This is a genomic window from Shouchella sp. JSM 1781072 (assembly GCF_041949915.1).
In the GTDB taxonomy this organism is placed as follows: Bacteria; Bacillota; Bacilli; order Bacillales; family Bacillaceae_D; genus Shouchella.
Map to the genome: position 1 here is coordinate 12,456 of NZ_JBHFQE010000007.1, position 14,767 is coordinate 27,222.

Below are 14,767 nucleotides of genomic sequence, written 5' to 3' on the forward strand. Positions count from 1 at the left end.
GTATTCCTATGAAATTGGATTTAAAACGACAGAAAATGTATGTTGCCGGTGAATGGGTAGAACGAGAACAAGTGCTAGAAGTTCGTAACCCTGAAGACGATGATCTAATTGCAGTCGTTCCAAGAGCATCACGTAACGATATGGCTGATGCGATTGAATTAGCAAAGAAAGGCGCAAAAGAGTCTGCTGCGTTACCAGTCTACAAACGAATGGAAATGCTAAATAAAGCAGCTGACTATGTAGCTACACATAAAGAGGCCTTTGCCCGAACCATAGCTAAAGAAGGTAGCAAAACGATTAAAGAAGCGCGAAAAGAAGCAGGTAGATGTGTGGAGACTTTGCGTCTCTCTGCAGAAGAAGCCCGAAGAGTGACTGGGGAAACGATTCCTTTTGATCAGTCACAAGGAGGAGTTGGACGGTTTGGCTATTATGAACGGGTACCGCTTGGGATTATTGGCGCCATAACGCCTTTTAATGACCCGTTAAATTTAGTCGCTCATAAAGTTGGTCCTGCTATTGCAGCTGGCAATGCAATTGTTGTCAAACCAGCTACAGCTACTCCACTTAGCGCACTCTTTTTAGCGCAGGCATTTGATTATGCGGAACTGCCTAAAGGCATTTTATCTGTCATTACGGGCGTCGGCTCGGAAGTAGGAGAGGTTCTCATGACCCATCCTGATGTACGAATGATCTCTTTTACAGGTGGAATGGAAGCGGGCTTAAAAATTGCCAATCAAGCCGGTTTAAAAAAGAAAAGTATGGAGCTCGGCTCGAATTCACCTGTTATTGTTCTAGATGATGCTTCGTTAGAAGAAGCGGTGCCTGCATGCGTAAGTGGTGCATTTTGGGCTGCCGGTCAAAACTGCATTGGCGTGCAGCGCATCTATGTCGACCAAACGATATACGGATCATTTAAAGAATTATTCGTCGCAGAAGCTAAGGCGTACCGACTAGGATCTAAGCTTGATGAATCAACGGACATGGGTCCATTAATTAATGAAAAAGAAGCAAAACGTGTTGCTTTTGTGGTTGAAGATGCGGTTCGTTCGGGTGCAACTATGTTAACAGGTGGGAACCGAGACGGGGCTTATTACGAACCAACCGTTTTAGAAAATGTTCCCGATGACTGCTATCTTGGTAGGGAAGAAGTGTTTGGCCCCGTTGTTTTGCTTTATCCGTATTCAAACCTTGATGAAGCGGTTGAAAAAGCAAATCAAACAGAATATGGTTTGCAGGCAGGTCTATTTACAAAAGATCTTCAACGCGCGTTTACATTAATTAAAGAGCTCCATGTCGGGGGCGTCATGATTAATGACAGCACCGATTTTCGAATTGATGCCATGCCATTTGGTGGAACGAAGCAATCTGGTATCGGTAGAGAAGGGGTTAAATTTTCTATTAACGAAATGACTGAAGAGAAGGTTGTTTGTTTTAAATTGGCATAAAGAGAAACAAGGGTTGGAGAAACACACTCCAATCCTTTTTTTGTGAAAACGATACGTAATCCAAAATGTACGAATGAGGGAGGCATGCTCCTTTCAAACCGTTATATAACCGTACTTGCAAGATTAAGGGCCTATATGATTTTTGTCTTTAGAAATAGAATATGCTAAACTATTTAAATTAACTGAAATGAAAGATAAAGGGGAGATTTTATGAAAAAACGATTAGCTTTTACCATCGCAGGAACGTTCTTACTTTTAGTAGCTTGTGGCAGTGACGACACGTCTGGTCAAGACACGGCTTCTGAGGAGGAAGGCAATCAGGACTCAGAAACGGTTACATACGATGTTGCGACAGACAACAACTTTGTCCCGTTTGAATTTATTGATTTAGAAACAAATGAGTTAATTGGCTTTGACATTGAGCTAATGGAAGCTATTGCAGATGAAGTAGGCTTTGAAGTCGTATTTCATCAAATGGATTTCACTGGTGCCCTTTCTGGCATTGAGCAAGGTTCTTATGATGCAGCCATTAATGGAATGACCATCACAGAGGAGCGTAAAGAAAACATCGATTTCTCAGACCCTTACTACGAATCTGGTTTAATTTTAGCAGTAGCTGAGGATAACGACACAATTGAGTCGATCGATGATTTAAATGAATCTCATACCGTATCAACGAGATTATCGTCAACCAGTCAAACATATCTTGAGGAAAATACAGACGCGGCATCGGATGCTTATCCGGAGATTACTGAAGCGTATCAAGCGTTACTTACTGGCCATGTAGATGCTGCACTTTATGACATGCCTAACGTACAGTACTTTATGCAGCAGCAAGGAGAAGGCTCCATGAAAATTGTAGGCGACATGTTAACAGGGGAAGAGTATGGGATTGCTTTTCCAAAAGGATCAGATTTAGTAGAAGATGTTAACGAGGCACTTTCAACTTTAATGGAAAACGGTACGTATGGAGACATCTATGAAGAGTACTTTGGCGAACGACCAGAAGGCATGTAAATGAATGAAGTTGCTTGTTCTTAATGAATGAGCAACTCTATTAATGAAAGGAGACATAAAATGGATTTTGGTGCATTTCCATTTTTAGTAGAAGGCTTAAAGCTGACGATTATTATTACGATTGTTGGTGTATTTCTCGGGAGTCTTATTGGAACCATAGTAGGCTTGATGAAGCTTTCTCGATTTCATCTATTAAAAGCAATTGCTGTTATTTTTGTAGAGATCATTCGAGGAACACCACTGCTCGCACAAATTTTCTTTATTCACTTTGGCATACCTGGAATCTTTGGGATGCGGTTTGATCCGTTATACACAGGAATTTTTGTGATTGCGATAAATTCAGGGGCATATATTGCGGAAATTGTAAGAGGCGCTGTACAATCAATAGATAGAGGACAAATGGAAGCAGGGCGTTCGCTAGGGCTAACAAGTGCTCAAACGATGCGTCATATTGTTTGGCCACAGGCAGTAAAGGTCATGATTCCACCGTTTGGAAATCAGTTTGTTATTAGTTTAAAAGATACTTCACTTTTGTCGACAATTGCTGTCGCCGATTTAATGTATCAAAGCCGAACGTATACAGGGATTTCCGCCTCCTATTTCGATACATATTTATTAGTTTGTTTATTTTATCTATCGATTACGATACCAGCTTCAATCTTATTAAGGTATATAGAACGGAGACTTGATCACTAATGATTACCGTAAAAGAATTGCATAAATCATTTGGAGAAAATGAAGTATTAAAGGGAATTTCAACGAAAATTAATGAAAAAGAAGTGGTATGTGTAATTGGCCCTTCTGGCTCAGGTAAAAGCACATTTTTGCGTTGTTTAAATCGTCTCGAGCATATTACATCAGGAGATGTCTACATTGAAGATGTGAATATAGCGGAGCCAAAAACAGATTTAAACCGCATTCGTCAAGATGTCGGAATGGTGTTCCAGCACTTTAATTTATTTCCTCATAAAACAGTTCTAGAAAATATTACGCTCGCGCCAATGAAAATAAAAAAACTAGATAAAGAAGAAGCTAAAAAAAAATCAATGGCTCTCCTTGAAAAAGTTGGTTTAAGTGATAAAGCCAACGACTATCCCGCTAGTTTATCTGGTGGACAAAAACAACGTGTAGCAATAGCACGTGCGTTGTCTATGAATCCAAAGATTATGTTATTTGATGAACCTACATCCGCTCTTGACCCAGAACTTGTAGGGGATGTATTAAACGTAATGAAAGACCTTGCCCTTGATGGAATGACAATGGTCGTGGTTACGCATGAGATGGGTTTTGCCCGAGAAGTAGGCGACCGTGTGTTTTTTATGGATCAAGGCAAGATCGTGGAAGAGGGGACACCCGAACAATTATTTGATGAAACAAAGCACGAGCGGACAAAGGCATTCTTAAGTAAAGTCTTATAAAAAAACCAGTTAGCTGCTGCAGCTAACTGGTTTGTCTTATGAATAAGCAGGCTCCATTTTTCCAGCCGTAATCTCTTCCATATAGTGACACGCACCTCTGTGCCCTTCCTTCATATCATCTGTTGTACGAAGTTCTGGGTTTTCCGTACGGCACTTATCAGTCGCAAATGGACAACGAGTATGGAAACGACAGCCATTCGGTGGATCAATTGGAGATGGTACGTCACCTTGAAGAATAATACGTTCTTTCTTCACATTTGGATCAGGACTTGGAATCGCCGATAGCAATGCTTTTGTATACGGGTGTTGAGGATTATCAAAAACCGATTTTTTATCGCCGATTTCCACGATCTTACCCAAGTACATCACAATCACGCGATCGGAGATGTGACGAACCACACCAAGGTCATGCGAGATAAATAAATACGTTAATTTACGCTCACGCTGTAGCTTCTTTAGCAAGTTAATGACCTGTGCTTGAATGGATACGTCTAATGCAGACACCGCTTCATCACAGATAATTAATTTCGGGTTAACGGCTAATGCACGGGCAATCCCAACACGTTGACGCTGACCACCACTAAATTCGTGTGGAAACCGATCAATTTGGTGCTCACCAAGACCAACAGTTTTCATTAGTTCACGAATAATGCCGTCATGTTCTTTAGCAGGCGCTACCTTTTGAATCGTCAGTGCTTCTGATAACACTTGTCTAACTGTTTGTCTCGGATTAATGGATGCATAAGGGTCTTGAAAGATAATTTGCATATCATCACGTTTTTTACGCATTTTTCCCCGACTTAATGACAGAAGGTCTTCTCCTTGGAATTCAACAGAGCCTTCAGTCGGCTCATCTAGACGAAGGATGGCACGTCCAGTTGTGGATTTCCCACAACCAGACTCCCCTACGATTGAAACCGTTTCGCCTTCATTTAATTCAAATGAAATGTCGTCAACCGCTTTAACATGGTTTACTGTACGACCTATGAAGCCACCTTTTATAGGAAAGTATTGTTTTAAATTAGCTACTTTTAGTAACGTATTCGGCACGAACATTCACCTCCGGACCATCCCATTGATCTGTATAAATCCAACAACGTACTTGTCTACCGTCTTCTTCAGTTTGTAATTCAGGTAGCTCTTTACAAATCTCGCTCGCAAACGGACAACGTGGAGCAAAACGACAGCCTTTTGGCATGTCTGCAGGTGCTGGCACAGATCCTTTAATAATGGTTAAATCACCTTCAACATCTTCATCGTGCTTTGGCAATGAATTCATTAAACCAACCGTGTAAGGATGCCTCGGATTCTTAAATAAATCATTAATCGGCGCGTACTCGACAACTTGTCCACCATACATAACCGCAACATTGTCACACGTCTCAGCAACAACACCAAGGTCATGGGTAATCATAATAACGGACATGCCTAACGTACGTTGTAATTCTCTTATTAATTCTAAGATTTGAGCTTGAATCGTTACATCTAATGCTGTTGTTGGCTCATCAGCTATTAATAACTCAGGTTGACACGCGAGAGCGATTGCGATCATCACACGTTGACGCATTCCACCAGATAGTTCAAATGGATATTGGTCAATTCGCTTTTCAGGAGACGGAATACCAACTAGCTTTAACATTTCAATAGAACGTTTTCGAGCATCCTTTTTTGATAAACCTTCGTGAATTTGAAAGGACTCACTAATTTGTCTACCAACTGTAAAAGTAGGATTCAATGATGTCATCGGCTCTTGGAAGATCATTGAAATTTCGTTTCCACGAATCTTTCTCATTTGTGCTGGTGTCTTTTTCGACAGGTCTTCCCCTTTGAAAAGGATCTCGCCCCCAACAATTTTTCCTGGATGAGAAAGCAAGTTTAATATAGATAGAGAAGTGATACTTTTACCAGAACCAGATTCTCCGACAATCCCAATCGTTTTTCCTTTTTCAACATCAAATGTAACGCCATCGACAGCTTTTACTTCTAATTGTTTAGTGAAAAAGGATGTACGAAGATCGCGAATTTGCAGGATAGCATCTTTACTCAATCATCTCACACCTTTCTACGATAAATTCCATTATTCCGCTTCTACTCGTTTATTTACAAGACGATAAGCAATGTCTACTAAGAACATGACAAGAACAAATAATAAGGACGCGACAAGGATTCCACCTTGCATAACAGGGAAGTCACGAGTACTAATGGCATCAATAATCATTCTCCCCATGCCGTTAATCGCAAACACGCTTTCTGCTAACACCGCTCCACCTAATAGACTACCAAAACTTAAGCCCGTTACAGTAATAACTGGGATTAACGCGTTTTTTAGAGCATGTTGGTAAATAACAACCCGTTCCTTAACACCTTTCGCACGTGCTGTACGGATGTAATCTTGGTGAATAACCTCGAGCATACTAGAGCGTGTCATACGAGCAATAATCGCTGCACCGGAAATTCCTAACATAAAGACTGGCAAGACAATTTGGCTGAAGCTGCCCCAACCGGTCGGGCTAAACCATTCAAAGTTTAACCAGTTTCCTAGTAACGGTACATTTCCTAGTACAAACCATTGAATTAACACAAGTCCAAGCCAAAAGTTTGGCATCGACATTCCGAACAAAGCAACGACCATAATGGCAGAGTCACGGAATGAACCATGTTTTGTAGCAGCTAATACGCCTGCAATAATGCCTAAGAAAATACTTAGTATGGTACTATAAAAAGCTAATTCGACGGTCACCCAAATCCGATCCCCAATCATCTCAGATACAGGTAAACCACTTCTTAATGAATTCCCTAAGTCAAATTGAACAAGATTAGACATATAGCGAAAATATTGAACCGGGTAAGGGTCATTTAAACCTAATCGCTCGTTTACCGCTTCGATTTGTTGCGGTGTAGCAGATTCACCAGCAAGCACTTGTGCTGGATCACCCGGAATAAAATGCATTAATGAAAAAACGAGTAACGTAACCCCGATTAAAACAGGTACTAGTTGTATTAGCCGACGTACAATAAATTTAAGCATTCTTACACCTCTTTTCTTAGCTTATTTTGTTGATTTTGGATCAAGCGCATCGCGTAATCCATCACCAAATACGTTAAATGCAAGTACAAAGACAACAATGGCTAAACCAGGAGCATACGTTAAATGTGGTGCTTGGAACATATACTCTCTACCCGTGTTTAGCATCGCGCCCCATTCAGGTGATGGCGGTGGTGATCCTAAGCCTAAAAAGGATAAACCCGCAGCAGACAGCACGCCGGTAGCTATGGATAAAGTAGTTTGTACAATTAAAGGTGACATTGTATTCGGTAAAATATGTTTAAAGATAATTCTAGAGTCTGATGCTCCCAGTGCACGAACAGCGTCAATATATTCTAACTTCTTAACAGCCAACGTTGACCCTCGTGCGATTTTTGCGAAAACTGGAAATGCACTAACTGAGATTGCTAAAATGATATTATCAATACCAGGTCCTAATGTTGCAACAATTGCTAGAGCAAGAACAATACTTGGAAATGCAATTAACACATCCATAATACGCATAATAACAGTATCAATAAATCCACCATAGTAAGCAGAAACAATTCCAATAATCGTTCCAACTGTACCAGCTATTGCAACTGAAACAAAACCAATTTGAAACGTGATACTCATCCCGTGGAGGATCCTAGAGAAAACATCACGACCATGGTGATCTGTCCCGAACCAATAATCAGTAGATGGACCCTGCAGACGAACAGCATAATCCTTTTCATCAATTCCGTATGGAGCTAACAGCGGTCCGATAATTGCAATAATGGCCAAGATAATAATGAGTGATCCACCAAAAACTGCAGATTTATTTGACAATAACCGACCTAAAAATGCTTTCCAGTTACGTACCCAAGGTCTCTGTGGTTTTGCTGGAGTTTGCACTTGGCTTTTCGTTTCCTGAGACATGTCCAACTTCCTTTCTTTCTAAGCGTTATTCGCATCGTCTGATTATACACTAGCCCAAATTAGAAAAACAATGAGATTTTATAATCTTAATATAGTATTTTATAGGAAGAGTCTCATAACTTCAAAGGGAATTTTTAGATTTTAACTAATCGAATCGACGTAGTCGGGAAGTTTTCTTGAATCTTGGCTAAATTTCGATTAAAAGTTGTTAAATTGATTCATTTCTGATAATTTAACTGAGAACTTTTCTCGTTATTTAGTAGTCTTTAAATAGGATGAAAGATGGAAAATAGTTCAAACTATGAATCTAGACATACGACCTTGTTACTTAATTGTTTAAAAATTTTGTTGATATTCTTGTATAATAGTGTAATATATTATATAGTTTAGCTTGTTTTACAGAAAACTCACACTAGTAACAAAGGGAGGATACATCTTATGAAAAGAAACAAAGCACCTTTTTATGCAGTATTAGCTCTTACAGCTACTCTTGGTCTTGCAGCTTGTGCCGATGATGGACAAGGAGACAGCGGTAGCGATAATGGAAATGGCGACGGTGGGGAATCATCAGGGGAAGCCGTTGAAGGTGGAGATTTAGTACTTTCAAGTCAAGCTGATATTGTTGGTCTTGACCCGCATCAAGTAAATGACGTGCCATCTGGTCAAGTTCAAGGACAAGTCTATGAAGGATTACTTGAATTTGATGAAAATATGGAGTTACAGAATGTCTTAGCAGAAGATTATAGCTGGAACGACGAGGGAGATGTCTTAACATTCCAACTTAAAGAAGGCGTGACGTTCCATGATGGAACAGCATTTAACGCAGATGCAGTTAAAGCGAATATCGACCGTATTACTGACGAAGATGTTGGCTCACAACGTGCGTTTCTTTTTGAAGGAATCTCTGAAATCAACGTTCTAGGTGATTACGAGATTGAGTTTGTATTAGAAGAGCCAGATGTAGCGTTCTTATTTAGCTTTGCTCATGGTGGTGGCTACATGATTAGCCCAGACGTTATTGAAGCAGATTATGCTGCAATGGAAGATGGAGAACAACCATATACAGCGGTTAACGACAACCCTGCTGGAACGGGTTACTTCTCTTACCAGAGCGGGACTGTAGGTAGTTCTGAGCTAGTGTTTGAGCGTTATGATGACCACTGGAGTGGCGAGCCAGCTATTTTAGATACCGTTACGTTCAAAACAGTTCCTGATGCATCTGCTCGTCTTGCAGAATTAACAACAGGAGATTCTCACTTCATTACAGTTGATGCAGCTGGTTTAGCTCAACTTGAAGGCATTGAAGATGCAAGCTTAAACGTGACAGATAGTATTTCTGGATCTTATTTCGGATTTAATACAGAAGTAGAGCCATTTGATGATGTTCGTGTACGTCAAGCAATTGCGATGGCTGTTGATAAAAATGTTGTAATTGATAATTTACTAGAAGGTTATGGTTTCCCGGCTGAAACGCCTGTAGCACCTGGCGTTATCGGACACGATGAAAATGCAGAAGCGCTACCTTATGATGTAGAAGCTGCACAAGAATTGTTGGCAGAAGCTGGTTATGAAGATGGTTTCTCTACGAGCATTATGACAAATGATTCACCAGCTCGTATTCAGATGGCAGAGTACATGCAGTCTGCACTGTCTGATTTAAACATTGAGCTTGAAGTAGATGTTGTTGAATGGGCTACGTACTTAGAAGATACAGGTGAAGGCGACCATGAAATGTTTATCCTTGGCTGGAGCTCAGCAACTGGTGACGCTGACTATGCGTTAGCACCACTTTACCATACGGATAACTTCGGGGCTGCAGGTAACCGTGCATTCTATTCAAACCCTGAACTAGATGCAATCCTTGATGAAGCAGTAGCAGAAGTAGATGAAGCAAACCGTATGGACCTTTACGTTCAAGCACAAGAAATTGCGAATGAAGAAGTTCCATTAGTGTTCACGCACTATACGCAATATCTACACGGAATTAAAGACAGCGTTGAGGGAATCATTGTTACACCTACAGATGATTGGGTTCTTAACGAAGCTCATTTCGTAGAGTAATCATTATATAGAAGGAACTGTCGAATTTTCGGCAGTTTTTTCTTGCGTTTTTTTAGTGGATGTTGTATGATTGTTCTTGTCAGTTGATACGGAGGAATACCCAAGTCCGGCTGAAGGGATCGGTCTTGAAAACCGACAGGGGTGTCAAAGCCCGCGGGGGTTCGAATCCCTCTTCCTCCGCCATATTTTTTAAGAGTACACGACCCTAGAAGAGCGGTCGTTTTTTTGTATACATATAAGGGGCTGAAGATGTGGACATTCAAAACGATGAACAATGGATGAACTGTGCACTAACAGAGGCTAGAAAAGCACTTACGTTTGACGAAGTGCCAATTGGTGCTGTTATTGTGAAAGACAATGCAATCATTGCTTCAGCCTATAATTTACGAGAGACAAATCAATTATCGACTGCTCATGCGGAAATTCTTGCGATTGAAAAAGCTTGCGAAGTCCTTGGTACATGGCGACTCGAAGACTGTACCTTGTATGTGACGTTAGAGCCTTGCCCGATGTGTGCAGGTGCGATTGTTCAGGCGCGGGTCCCAAAAGTTGTCTACGGTGCGGCTGATTATAAGGCAGGCTGTGCCGGAACATTAATGAATTTACTCCAGGAGCCACGCTTTAATCACCGTTGCGAAGTACAGGAAGGTGTATTAAAGGAAGAGTGCGGCCAATTGCTTTCAACGTTTTTTAAGAACATACGCGATCAGAAAAAGCGTTTAAAGAAAGAATTAGAGGAGTAAGGGATTGCGTTTTCGATTTGGATCACGTATACTTAGATTTGCGCTATTTTAATAGTGCAACACTTTGCCGTGCTAGACGGGGAGGTAGCGGTGCCCTGTAACTCGCAATCCGCTGTAGCGAGGTTGAATTCCTTTTTGAGGTAACTTCTTTGTAAGGTCTGCCCTAAGTAAGTGGTGTTGACGTTTGGGTTCTGCGCAACGGAAACCCATGAACCCTGTCAGGTCCGGAAGGAAGCAGCAGTAAGTGGATCCTTTCGTGTGCCGCAGAGGTGCCTGGATCGAGCTAACTGCTTAGGTAACGCTTATGAAGTTGTTATCGAGGAAAGGTGCACGGTATTATTTATAGAATGTCCAAAAGCTCGCTAGCAATAGCGGGCTTTTTTTCTATTACGATATAAATAGGAGAAAAATAGCGCTAGTGCTTTATTCGATCATAAGGAAACGATATAATAAGGATACGACTGTGAAAGGTTGGATGAATACATGAGCTATCAAGCCCTTTATCGTGTGTGGCGACCACAGCTGTTAGAAGACGTTGTTGGTCAAGTTCATATAACGAAAACGTTACAAAATGCATTGCTCCAACAGAAAATGGCGCACGCTTATTTATTCTCTGGTCCTAGAGGTACAGGGAAAACAAGTGCGGCTAAAATTGTAGCGAAAGCAATAAATTGTGAACATGCACCGGTTGCAGAACCGTGCAATGAATGCGGTCGCTGCATTGGAATAACAAATGGTTCCATTATTGATGTGATGGAAATAGATGCTGCTTCTAATAACGGTGTAGATGAGATACGAGACATACGAGAGAAGGTGAAATACGCACCTACGGAAACCTCTTATAAAGTCTACATTATTGACGAGGTTCATATGCTTTCTACAGGTGCATTTAATGCTCTTTTAAAGACGTTAGAAGAACCCCCTGCACATGTAATTTTTATTTTAGCAACGACTGAACCTCATAAAATACCCTTAACGATTCTTTCTCGCTGTCAACGATTTGATTTTAAACCAATAACAAACGAAGAATTAGTGCTGCGCATGAAACGAATTCTTGATCATAATGAACAAGCCTATGAAGAAGATGCAATTGAATTAATTGCTCAATCAGCTGATGGCGGAATGAGGGATGCCTTGAGTTTACTTGATCAAGCCATTTCTTTCTCAGGTGAACGGGTACGTTTATCCGATGTACTTGTGATAACTGGATCGGTTTCAAGAGAGGCACTTAATAATCTTATTGGCGCGTTAGCTCAAGAAAATTCCCGCCTGGCGTTAGAGACGGTTGATGAGACATTGCGAAACGGAAAAGACCCTAAACGTTTAATGGAAGATCTTATCTTATATTTTAGGGACTTACTTCTATATAAAACGGCTCCAGAAGCTAACCATTTATTAGAAAGAGCGAAAGTGGATGAACCCTTTATTGAATTATCACAGCAATTTAATGTAGGAACGCTTCATAGGATCATTCAAAAATTAACGGATAGCCAACAAGATATTAAATGGGCGCTAAAGCCAAAAATTATTTTGGAAATGGCTGTCATTAAGGTAATGGAAGTTGGAGAGGTACCTCAAGTTTCGCAACAAAGCAACGAGTTGGAAGAATTAAAGCAGCAATTGAATAAACTGCAAACGCAGCTGCAGCAAAGACCGACTCAACAACCGGTAAATGAGGAACAAGCGCCAGCTCGTAAGGCACCACCACGCGTAAGACCTGGAACAAACGGAAAAGGGAAGTCTGGTATCTCAGCGCAAGTAAAGGAAATTGTTGCTTCAGCCGATAAAACCCAGCTTCAAGATACCGTAAATAAATGGGCAAATGTAAAAGAGCAAGTTAAATCGCTAAGTGTTCCTGCTCATGCTTGGTTAAATGATTGCAAACCCGTTGCCGCTTCCTCAGCAAAAATATTGTTGGCGTTTCAAAATGAAATGCATCGTGATATGATGGATACAAAGTTTCGAGACGTGCTTATCCAAGTACTCCAACAAGTATTTGGGGAACGTTCTGATTTCTCTACGTTGTTACAAACGCAGTGGGAACAGGTGAAAGTAGATTATATGAAAGACAAAGATAGCGACAAGCCACAAAGCGATCCGTTCATGGATGAAGCTGTAAAACTTGTTGGTGAAGATTTAATAGAAGTAATTGATTCTTAAGGAGCTGATTTTATGAAGAACATGGGTAATATGATGAAGCAAATGCAAAAAATGCAGAAGCAAATGGCAGAAGCACAGGAAAAACTAAAGGAAAAAACAGTTGAAGCAACAGTCGGCGGTGGCATGGTTACCGTGGTCGCTTCAGGAGATAAGCGAATTCTAGAAGTGAAAGTCTCTGAAGATGTAGTCGATCCTGATGATATTGAAATGCTACAAGATTTAATTGTTGCCGCAACAAATGAAGCGCTGAAACAAGTAGACGAGCTAGTAGAGCAAGACATGGGCAAGTTTACTAAAGGCTTAAATATTCCAGGAATGTTCTAGGAGGCAGGTTGATTGCAATATCCAAGACCTATAGCTAAATTAATTGAAGGATTTTCTCGTTTGCCGGGAATCGGTCCAAAAACAGCAAGTCGTTTAGCCTTTTATGTATTAGATATGAAAGAAGACGATGTTCTTGATTTTGCAAAAGCGCTTGTTCATGCAAAACGAGATTTAACGTACTGCTCTTTTTGCCATAGCATTACGGATTCCGATCCTTGTCAAATTTGCGATGATTCTCATCGAGATCAAACGGCTATTTGTGTGGTGCAAGAATCACGTGACGTCATTGCAATGGAAAAGATGCGGGAATATACCGGTTTATATCATGTATTGCACGGTTCGATTTCCCCAATGGACGGTGTTGGGCCTGAAGATATTAAGGTAGCAGAGTTAATCAAGAGGCTACAAGAAAACGGTCAGGTGGAAGAAGTAATTATTGCTACGAATCCAACCATTGAAGGTGAAGCGACCGCTATGTATATCTCTCGCTTAATTAAACCCACAGGGATAAAGGTTACAAGACTTGCCCATGGTTTACCTGTCGGTGGAGACCTGGAATACGCAGATGAAGTGACGCTCTCAAAAGCAATTGAAGGTCGACGTGAGTTGTAGGTGATAAAAAATGATGGGAATACGAAAAAAAGGGTTGTTATGGAAGGAAGAGGATCAACGGCTTTACGAATACGTTGATTCACTGAAAGAGCAATTGGACTATAAACGTGGGTTGCTTGATCACAGCTTAGATGCGTCTGATGATATGCATGCAGAAGTTCAGCGTGCTGAGGTGCTTTATTCTTTTTTGCTTAGAGAAGCGCGAATTCGCTATGAACGTAAAAGGAAACATTAGTAAGGAGCTTCTATTAATATAGAGGCTTTTTTTATGTTCTATTTTTTTTCGGCTGACATATAGTGAAGTAAGACGAGCTGTTTGCTAGGAGGGGAGTATGTTGGGAGATTGGGTTTTACTTTTGTTAGGTGCTTTAGTGATTCTTCTATTATTAGTGGGGGCTTCAGCAAAACCATTCCGATTTCTTGGTCGCTTAGGTGTTAAGTTCATCATTGCTGCATTAGTTTTATTTTTATTTAATTCGTTAACGACTGTGACAGGATTATTTATACCGATTAATCTAATCACTGCTAGCGTAATAGCGCTGTTGGGAGTACCAGGGATGGCCTTATTAGTAGCGGTACAGCATTTTATTTTGTGAGCGAGTTTAATTTAAAAATGCATAAGAATTTAGAAAAAAAAGACATTAAAAACAACTAATTTTTTAGTTGTTTATTTTGTTTGAGCATGATATATTATTACTTGTCCTCTTGAGAGACGGACAAACAATTAAAACTTTTTCTTTTAAAAAAGTTGTTGACTTTGTACGATAGAAAATGGTATATTAATTGAGTCGCCAAGAGAGATCGAGGCGCAAACGAGTTCTTTGAAAACTGAACAAAAGCCAAGCGTAAAAGAGATACAAGGTATCTCGTCAATGAAGTTAGACACAGCTTTAAATTGTGCAAATGAGCAAGTCAAACACTTTTAACGGAGAGTTTGATCCTGGCTCAGGACGAACGCTGGCGGCGTGCCTAATACATGCAAGTCGAGCGGACAGAAGGGAGCTTGCTCCCGGAAGTTAGCGGCGGACGGGTGAGTAACAC

General features: G+C 40.7%; 15 protein-coding genes, 1 tRNA gene, 1 rRNA gene and 1 other RNA gene. 14 read left to right on the forward strand and 4 right to left on the reverse strand.

Features of this window, described 5'->3' with window-relative positions:
* Positions 1-8: 8 nt before the first annotated feature.
* The 4 genes from ACE1TH_RS20310 (at position 9) to ACE1TH_RS20325 (ending at position 3,880) form a co-directional block, all read left to right on the forward strand.
* Entirely contained in the window at positions 9-1,445 is a 1,437-nt protein-coding gene (locus ACE1TH_RS20310; protein ID WP_375079831.1) for an aldehyde dehydrogenase family protein, read from the forward strand.
* Positions 1,446-1,655: 210 nt separating this feature from the next.
* The gene (locus ACE1TH_RS20315) at positions 1,656-2,462 is read left to right on the forward strand and encodes a transporter substrate-binding domain-containing protein (protein ID WP_255224315.1); all 807 of its coding nucleotides are present in this window, start codon (positions 1,656-1,658) and stop codon (positions 2,460-2,462) included.
* Between the two features lie 60 nt (positions 2,463-2,522).
* Complete coding sequence (locus ACE1TH_RS20320) at positions 2,523-3,158, forward strand: amino acid ABC transporter permease (protein WP_099305855.1); 636 nt, start codon at positions 2,523-2,525, stop codon at positions 3,156-3,158.
* Positions 3,158-3,880, forward strand: coding sequence for an amino acid ABC transporter ATP-binding protein (locus ACE1TH_RS20325; RefSeq protein ID WP_375079832.1), 723 nt, complete (start codon positions 3,158-3,160; stop codon positions 3,878-3,880). The genes ACE1TH_RS20320 and ACE1TH_RS20325 overlap by 1 nt, the downstream gene beginning before the upstream one ends.
* Positions 3,881-3,916: 36 nt before the next feature.
* Here the strand turns inward: ACE1TH_RS20325 and ACE1TH_RS20330 are convergent, their stop codons facing one another.
* Genes ACE1TH_RS20330 through ACE1TH_RS20345 form a run of 4 tightly spaced genes read right to left on the reverse strand, consistent with a single transcriptional unit; the run spans position 3,917 to position 7,826 of the window.
* On the reverse strand, positions 3,917-4,936 hold the full coding sequence (locus ACE1TH_RS20330) for an ABC transporter ATP-binding protein (protein ID WP_099305851.1): 1,020 nt from the start codon (positions 4,934-4,936) through the stop codon (positions 3,917-3,919).
* Positions 4,902-5,927: an ABC transporter ATP-binding protein gene (locus ACE1TH_RS20335; RefSeq protein WP_255224318.1), complete on the reverse strand. Its 1,026-nt coding sequence runs from the start codon at positions 5,925-5,927 to the stop codon at positions 4,902-4,904. Before ACE1TH_RS20335 ends, ACE1TH_RS20330 begins: the two co-directional genes overlap by 35 nt.
* 30 nt (positions 5,928-5,957) lie before the next feature.
* Positions 5,958-6,908 carry an ABC transporter permease gene (locus tag ACE1TH_RS20340; RefSeq protein WP_099305847.1) on the reverse strand — a complete coding sequence of 317 codons (951 nt, stop codon included), beginning with the start codon at positions 6,906-6,908 and terminating at the stop codon, positions 5,958-5,960.
* Positions 6,909-6,929: 21 nt separating this feature from the next.
* On the reverse strand, positions 6,930-7,826 hold the full coding sequence (locus tag ACE1TH_RS20345; RefSeq protein ID WP_375079833.1) for an ABC transporter permease: 897 nt from the start codon (positions 7,824-7,826) through the stop codon (positions 6,930-6,932).
* A 438-nt stretch (positions 7,827-8,264) separates the two neighbouring features.
* Between ACE1TH_RS20345 and ACE1TH_RS20350 the strand changes: the two genes are divergently transcribed.
* From ACE1TH_RS20350 to ACE1TH_RS20395, 10 genes are all read left to right on the forward strand, one after another.
* The gene (locus ACE1TH_RS20350) at positions 8,265-9,887 is read left to right on the forward strand and encodes a glutathione ABC transporter substrate-binding protein (RefSeq protein WP_375079834.1); all 1,623 of its coding nucleotides are present in this window, start codon (positions 8,265-8,267) and stop codon (positions 9,885-9,887) included.
* Positions 9,888-9,977: 90 nt separating this feature from the next.
* Positions 9,978-10,070, forward strand: a tRNA-Ser gene (locus tag ACE1TH_RS20355).
* 74 nt (positions 10,071-10,144) lie between these two features.
* Positions 10,145-10,630 carry a tRNA adenosine(34) deaminase TadA gene (gene tadA, locus ACE1TH_RS20360; protein WP_375079836.1) on the forward strand — a complete coding sequence of 162 codons (486 nt, stop codon included), beginning with the start codon at positions 10,145-10,147 and terminating at the stop codon, positions 10,628-10,630.
* Between the two features lie 67 nt (positions 10,631-10,697).
* Positions 10,698-10,964, forward strand: an RNA gene (gene ffs / locus ACE1TH_RS20365) — signal recognition particle sRNA large type.
* A 149-nt stretch (positions 10,965-11,113) separates the two neighbouring features.
* Positions 11,114-12,790 carry a DNA polymerase III subunit gamma/tau gene (dnaX, locus tag ACE1TH_RS20370; protein WP_375079835.1) on the forward strand — a complete coding sequence of 559 codons (1,677 nt, stop codon included), beginning with the start codon at positions 11,114-11,116 and terminating at the stop codon, positions 12,788-12,790.
* A gap of 12 nt (positions 12,791-12,802) precedes the next feature.
* A complete protein-coding gene (locus ACE1TH_RS20375) occupies positions 12,803-13,114 on the forward strand; it encodes a YbaB/EbfC family nucleoid-associated protein (protein ID WP_099305839.1) in 312 nt (103 codons plus the stop codon).
* A 12-nt stretch (positions 13,115-13,126) separates the two neighbouring features.
* Complete coding sequence (gene recR / locus ACE1TH_RS20380) at positions 13,127-13,726, forward strand: recombination mediator RecR (protein ID WP_099305837.1); 600 nt, start codon at positions 13,127-13,129, stop codon at positions 13,724-13,726.
* Positions 13,727-13,736: 10 nt separating this feature from the next.
* Positions 13,737-13,961 carry a YaaL family protein gene (locus ACE1TH_RS20385; RefSeq protein ID WP_255224321.1) on the forward strand — a complete coding sequence of 75 codons (225 nt, stop codon included), beginning with the start codon at positions 13,737-13,739 and terminating at the stop codon, positions 13,959-13,961.
* Positions 13,962-14,058: 97 nt separating this feature from the next.
* Complete coding sequence (locus tag ACE1TH_RS20390) at positions 14,059-14,322, forward strand: pro-sigmaK processing inhibitor BofA family protein (RefSeq protein WP_255224322.1); 264 nt, start codon at positions 14,059-14,061, stop codon at positions 14,320-14,322.
* A 326-nt stretch (positions 14,323-14,648) separates the two neighbouring features.
* Positions 14,649-14,767 (forward strand): 16S ribosomal RNA (locus ACE1TH_RS20395); the annotation flags it as partial.

Coding starts and splice junctions, on each gene's coding strand:
- ACE1TH_RS20325 (WP_375079832.1), top strand. CDS start 3,158: ATGATTACCGTAAAAGAATTGCATAAATCATTTGGAGAAAATGAAGTA.
- ACE1TH_RS20340 (WP_099305847.1), bottom strand. CDS start 6,908: ATGCTTAAATTTATTGTACGTCGGCTAATACAACTAGTACCTGTTTTA.
- ACE1TH_RS20320 (WP_099305855.1), top strand. CDS start 2,523: ATGGATTTTGGTGCATTTCCATTTTTAGTAGAAGGCTTAAAGCTGACG.
- ACE1TH_RS20375 (WP_099305839.1), top strand. CDS start 12,803: ATGAAGAACATGGGTAATATGATGAAGCAAATGCAAAAAATGCAGAAG.
- ACE1TH_RS20310 (WP_375079831.1), top strand. CDS start 9: ATGAAATTGGATTTAAAACGACAGAAAATGTATGTTGCCGGTGAATGG.
- ACE1TH_RS20315 (WP_255224315.1), top strand. CDS start 1,656: ATGAAAAAACGATTAGCTTTTACCATCGCAGGAACGTTCTTACTTTTA.
- ACE1TH_RS20350 (WP_375079834.1), top strand. CDS start 8,265: ATGAAAAGAAACAAAGCACCTTTTTATGCAGTATTAGCTCTTACAGCT.
- ACE1TH_RS20390 (WP_255224322.1), top strand. CDS start 14,059: ATGTTGGGAGATTGGGTTTTACTTTTGTTAGGTGCTTTAGTGATTCTT.
- ACE1TH_RS20385 (WP_255224321.1), top strand. CDS start 13,737: ATGATGGGAATACGAAAAAAAGGGTTGTTATGGAAGGAAGAGGATCAA.
- ACE1TH_RS20330 (WP_099305851.1), bottom strand. CDS start 4,936: ATGTTCGTGCCGAATACGTTACTAAAAGTAGCTAATTTAAAACAATAC.
- ACE1TH_RS20345 (WP_375079833.1), bottom strand. CDS start 7,826: ATGTCTCAGGAAACGAAAAGCCAAGTGCAAACTCCAGCAAAACCACAG.
- dnaX (WP_375079835.1), top strand. CDS start 11,114: ATGAGCTATCAAGCCCTTTATCGTGTGTGGCGACCACAGCTGTTAGAA.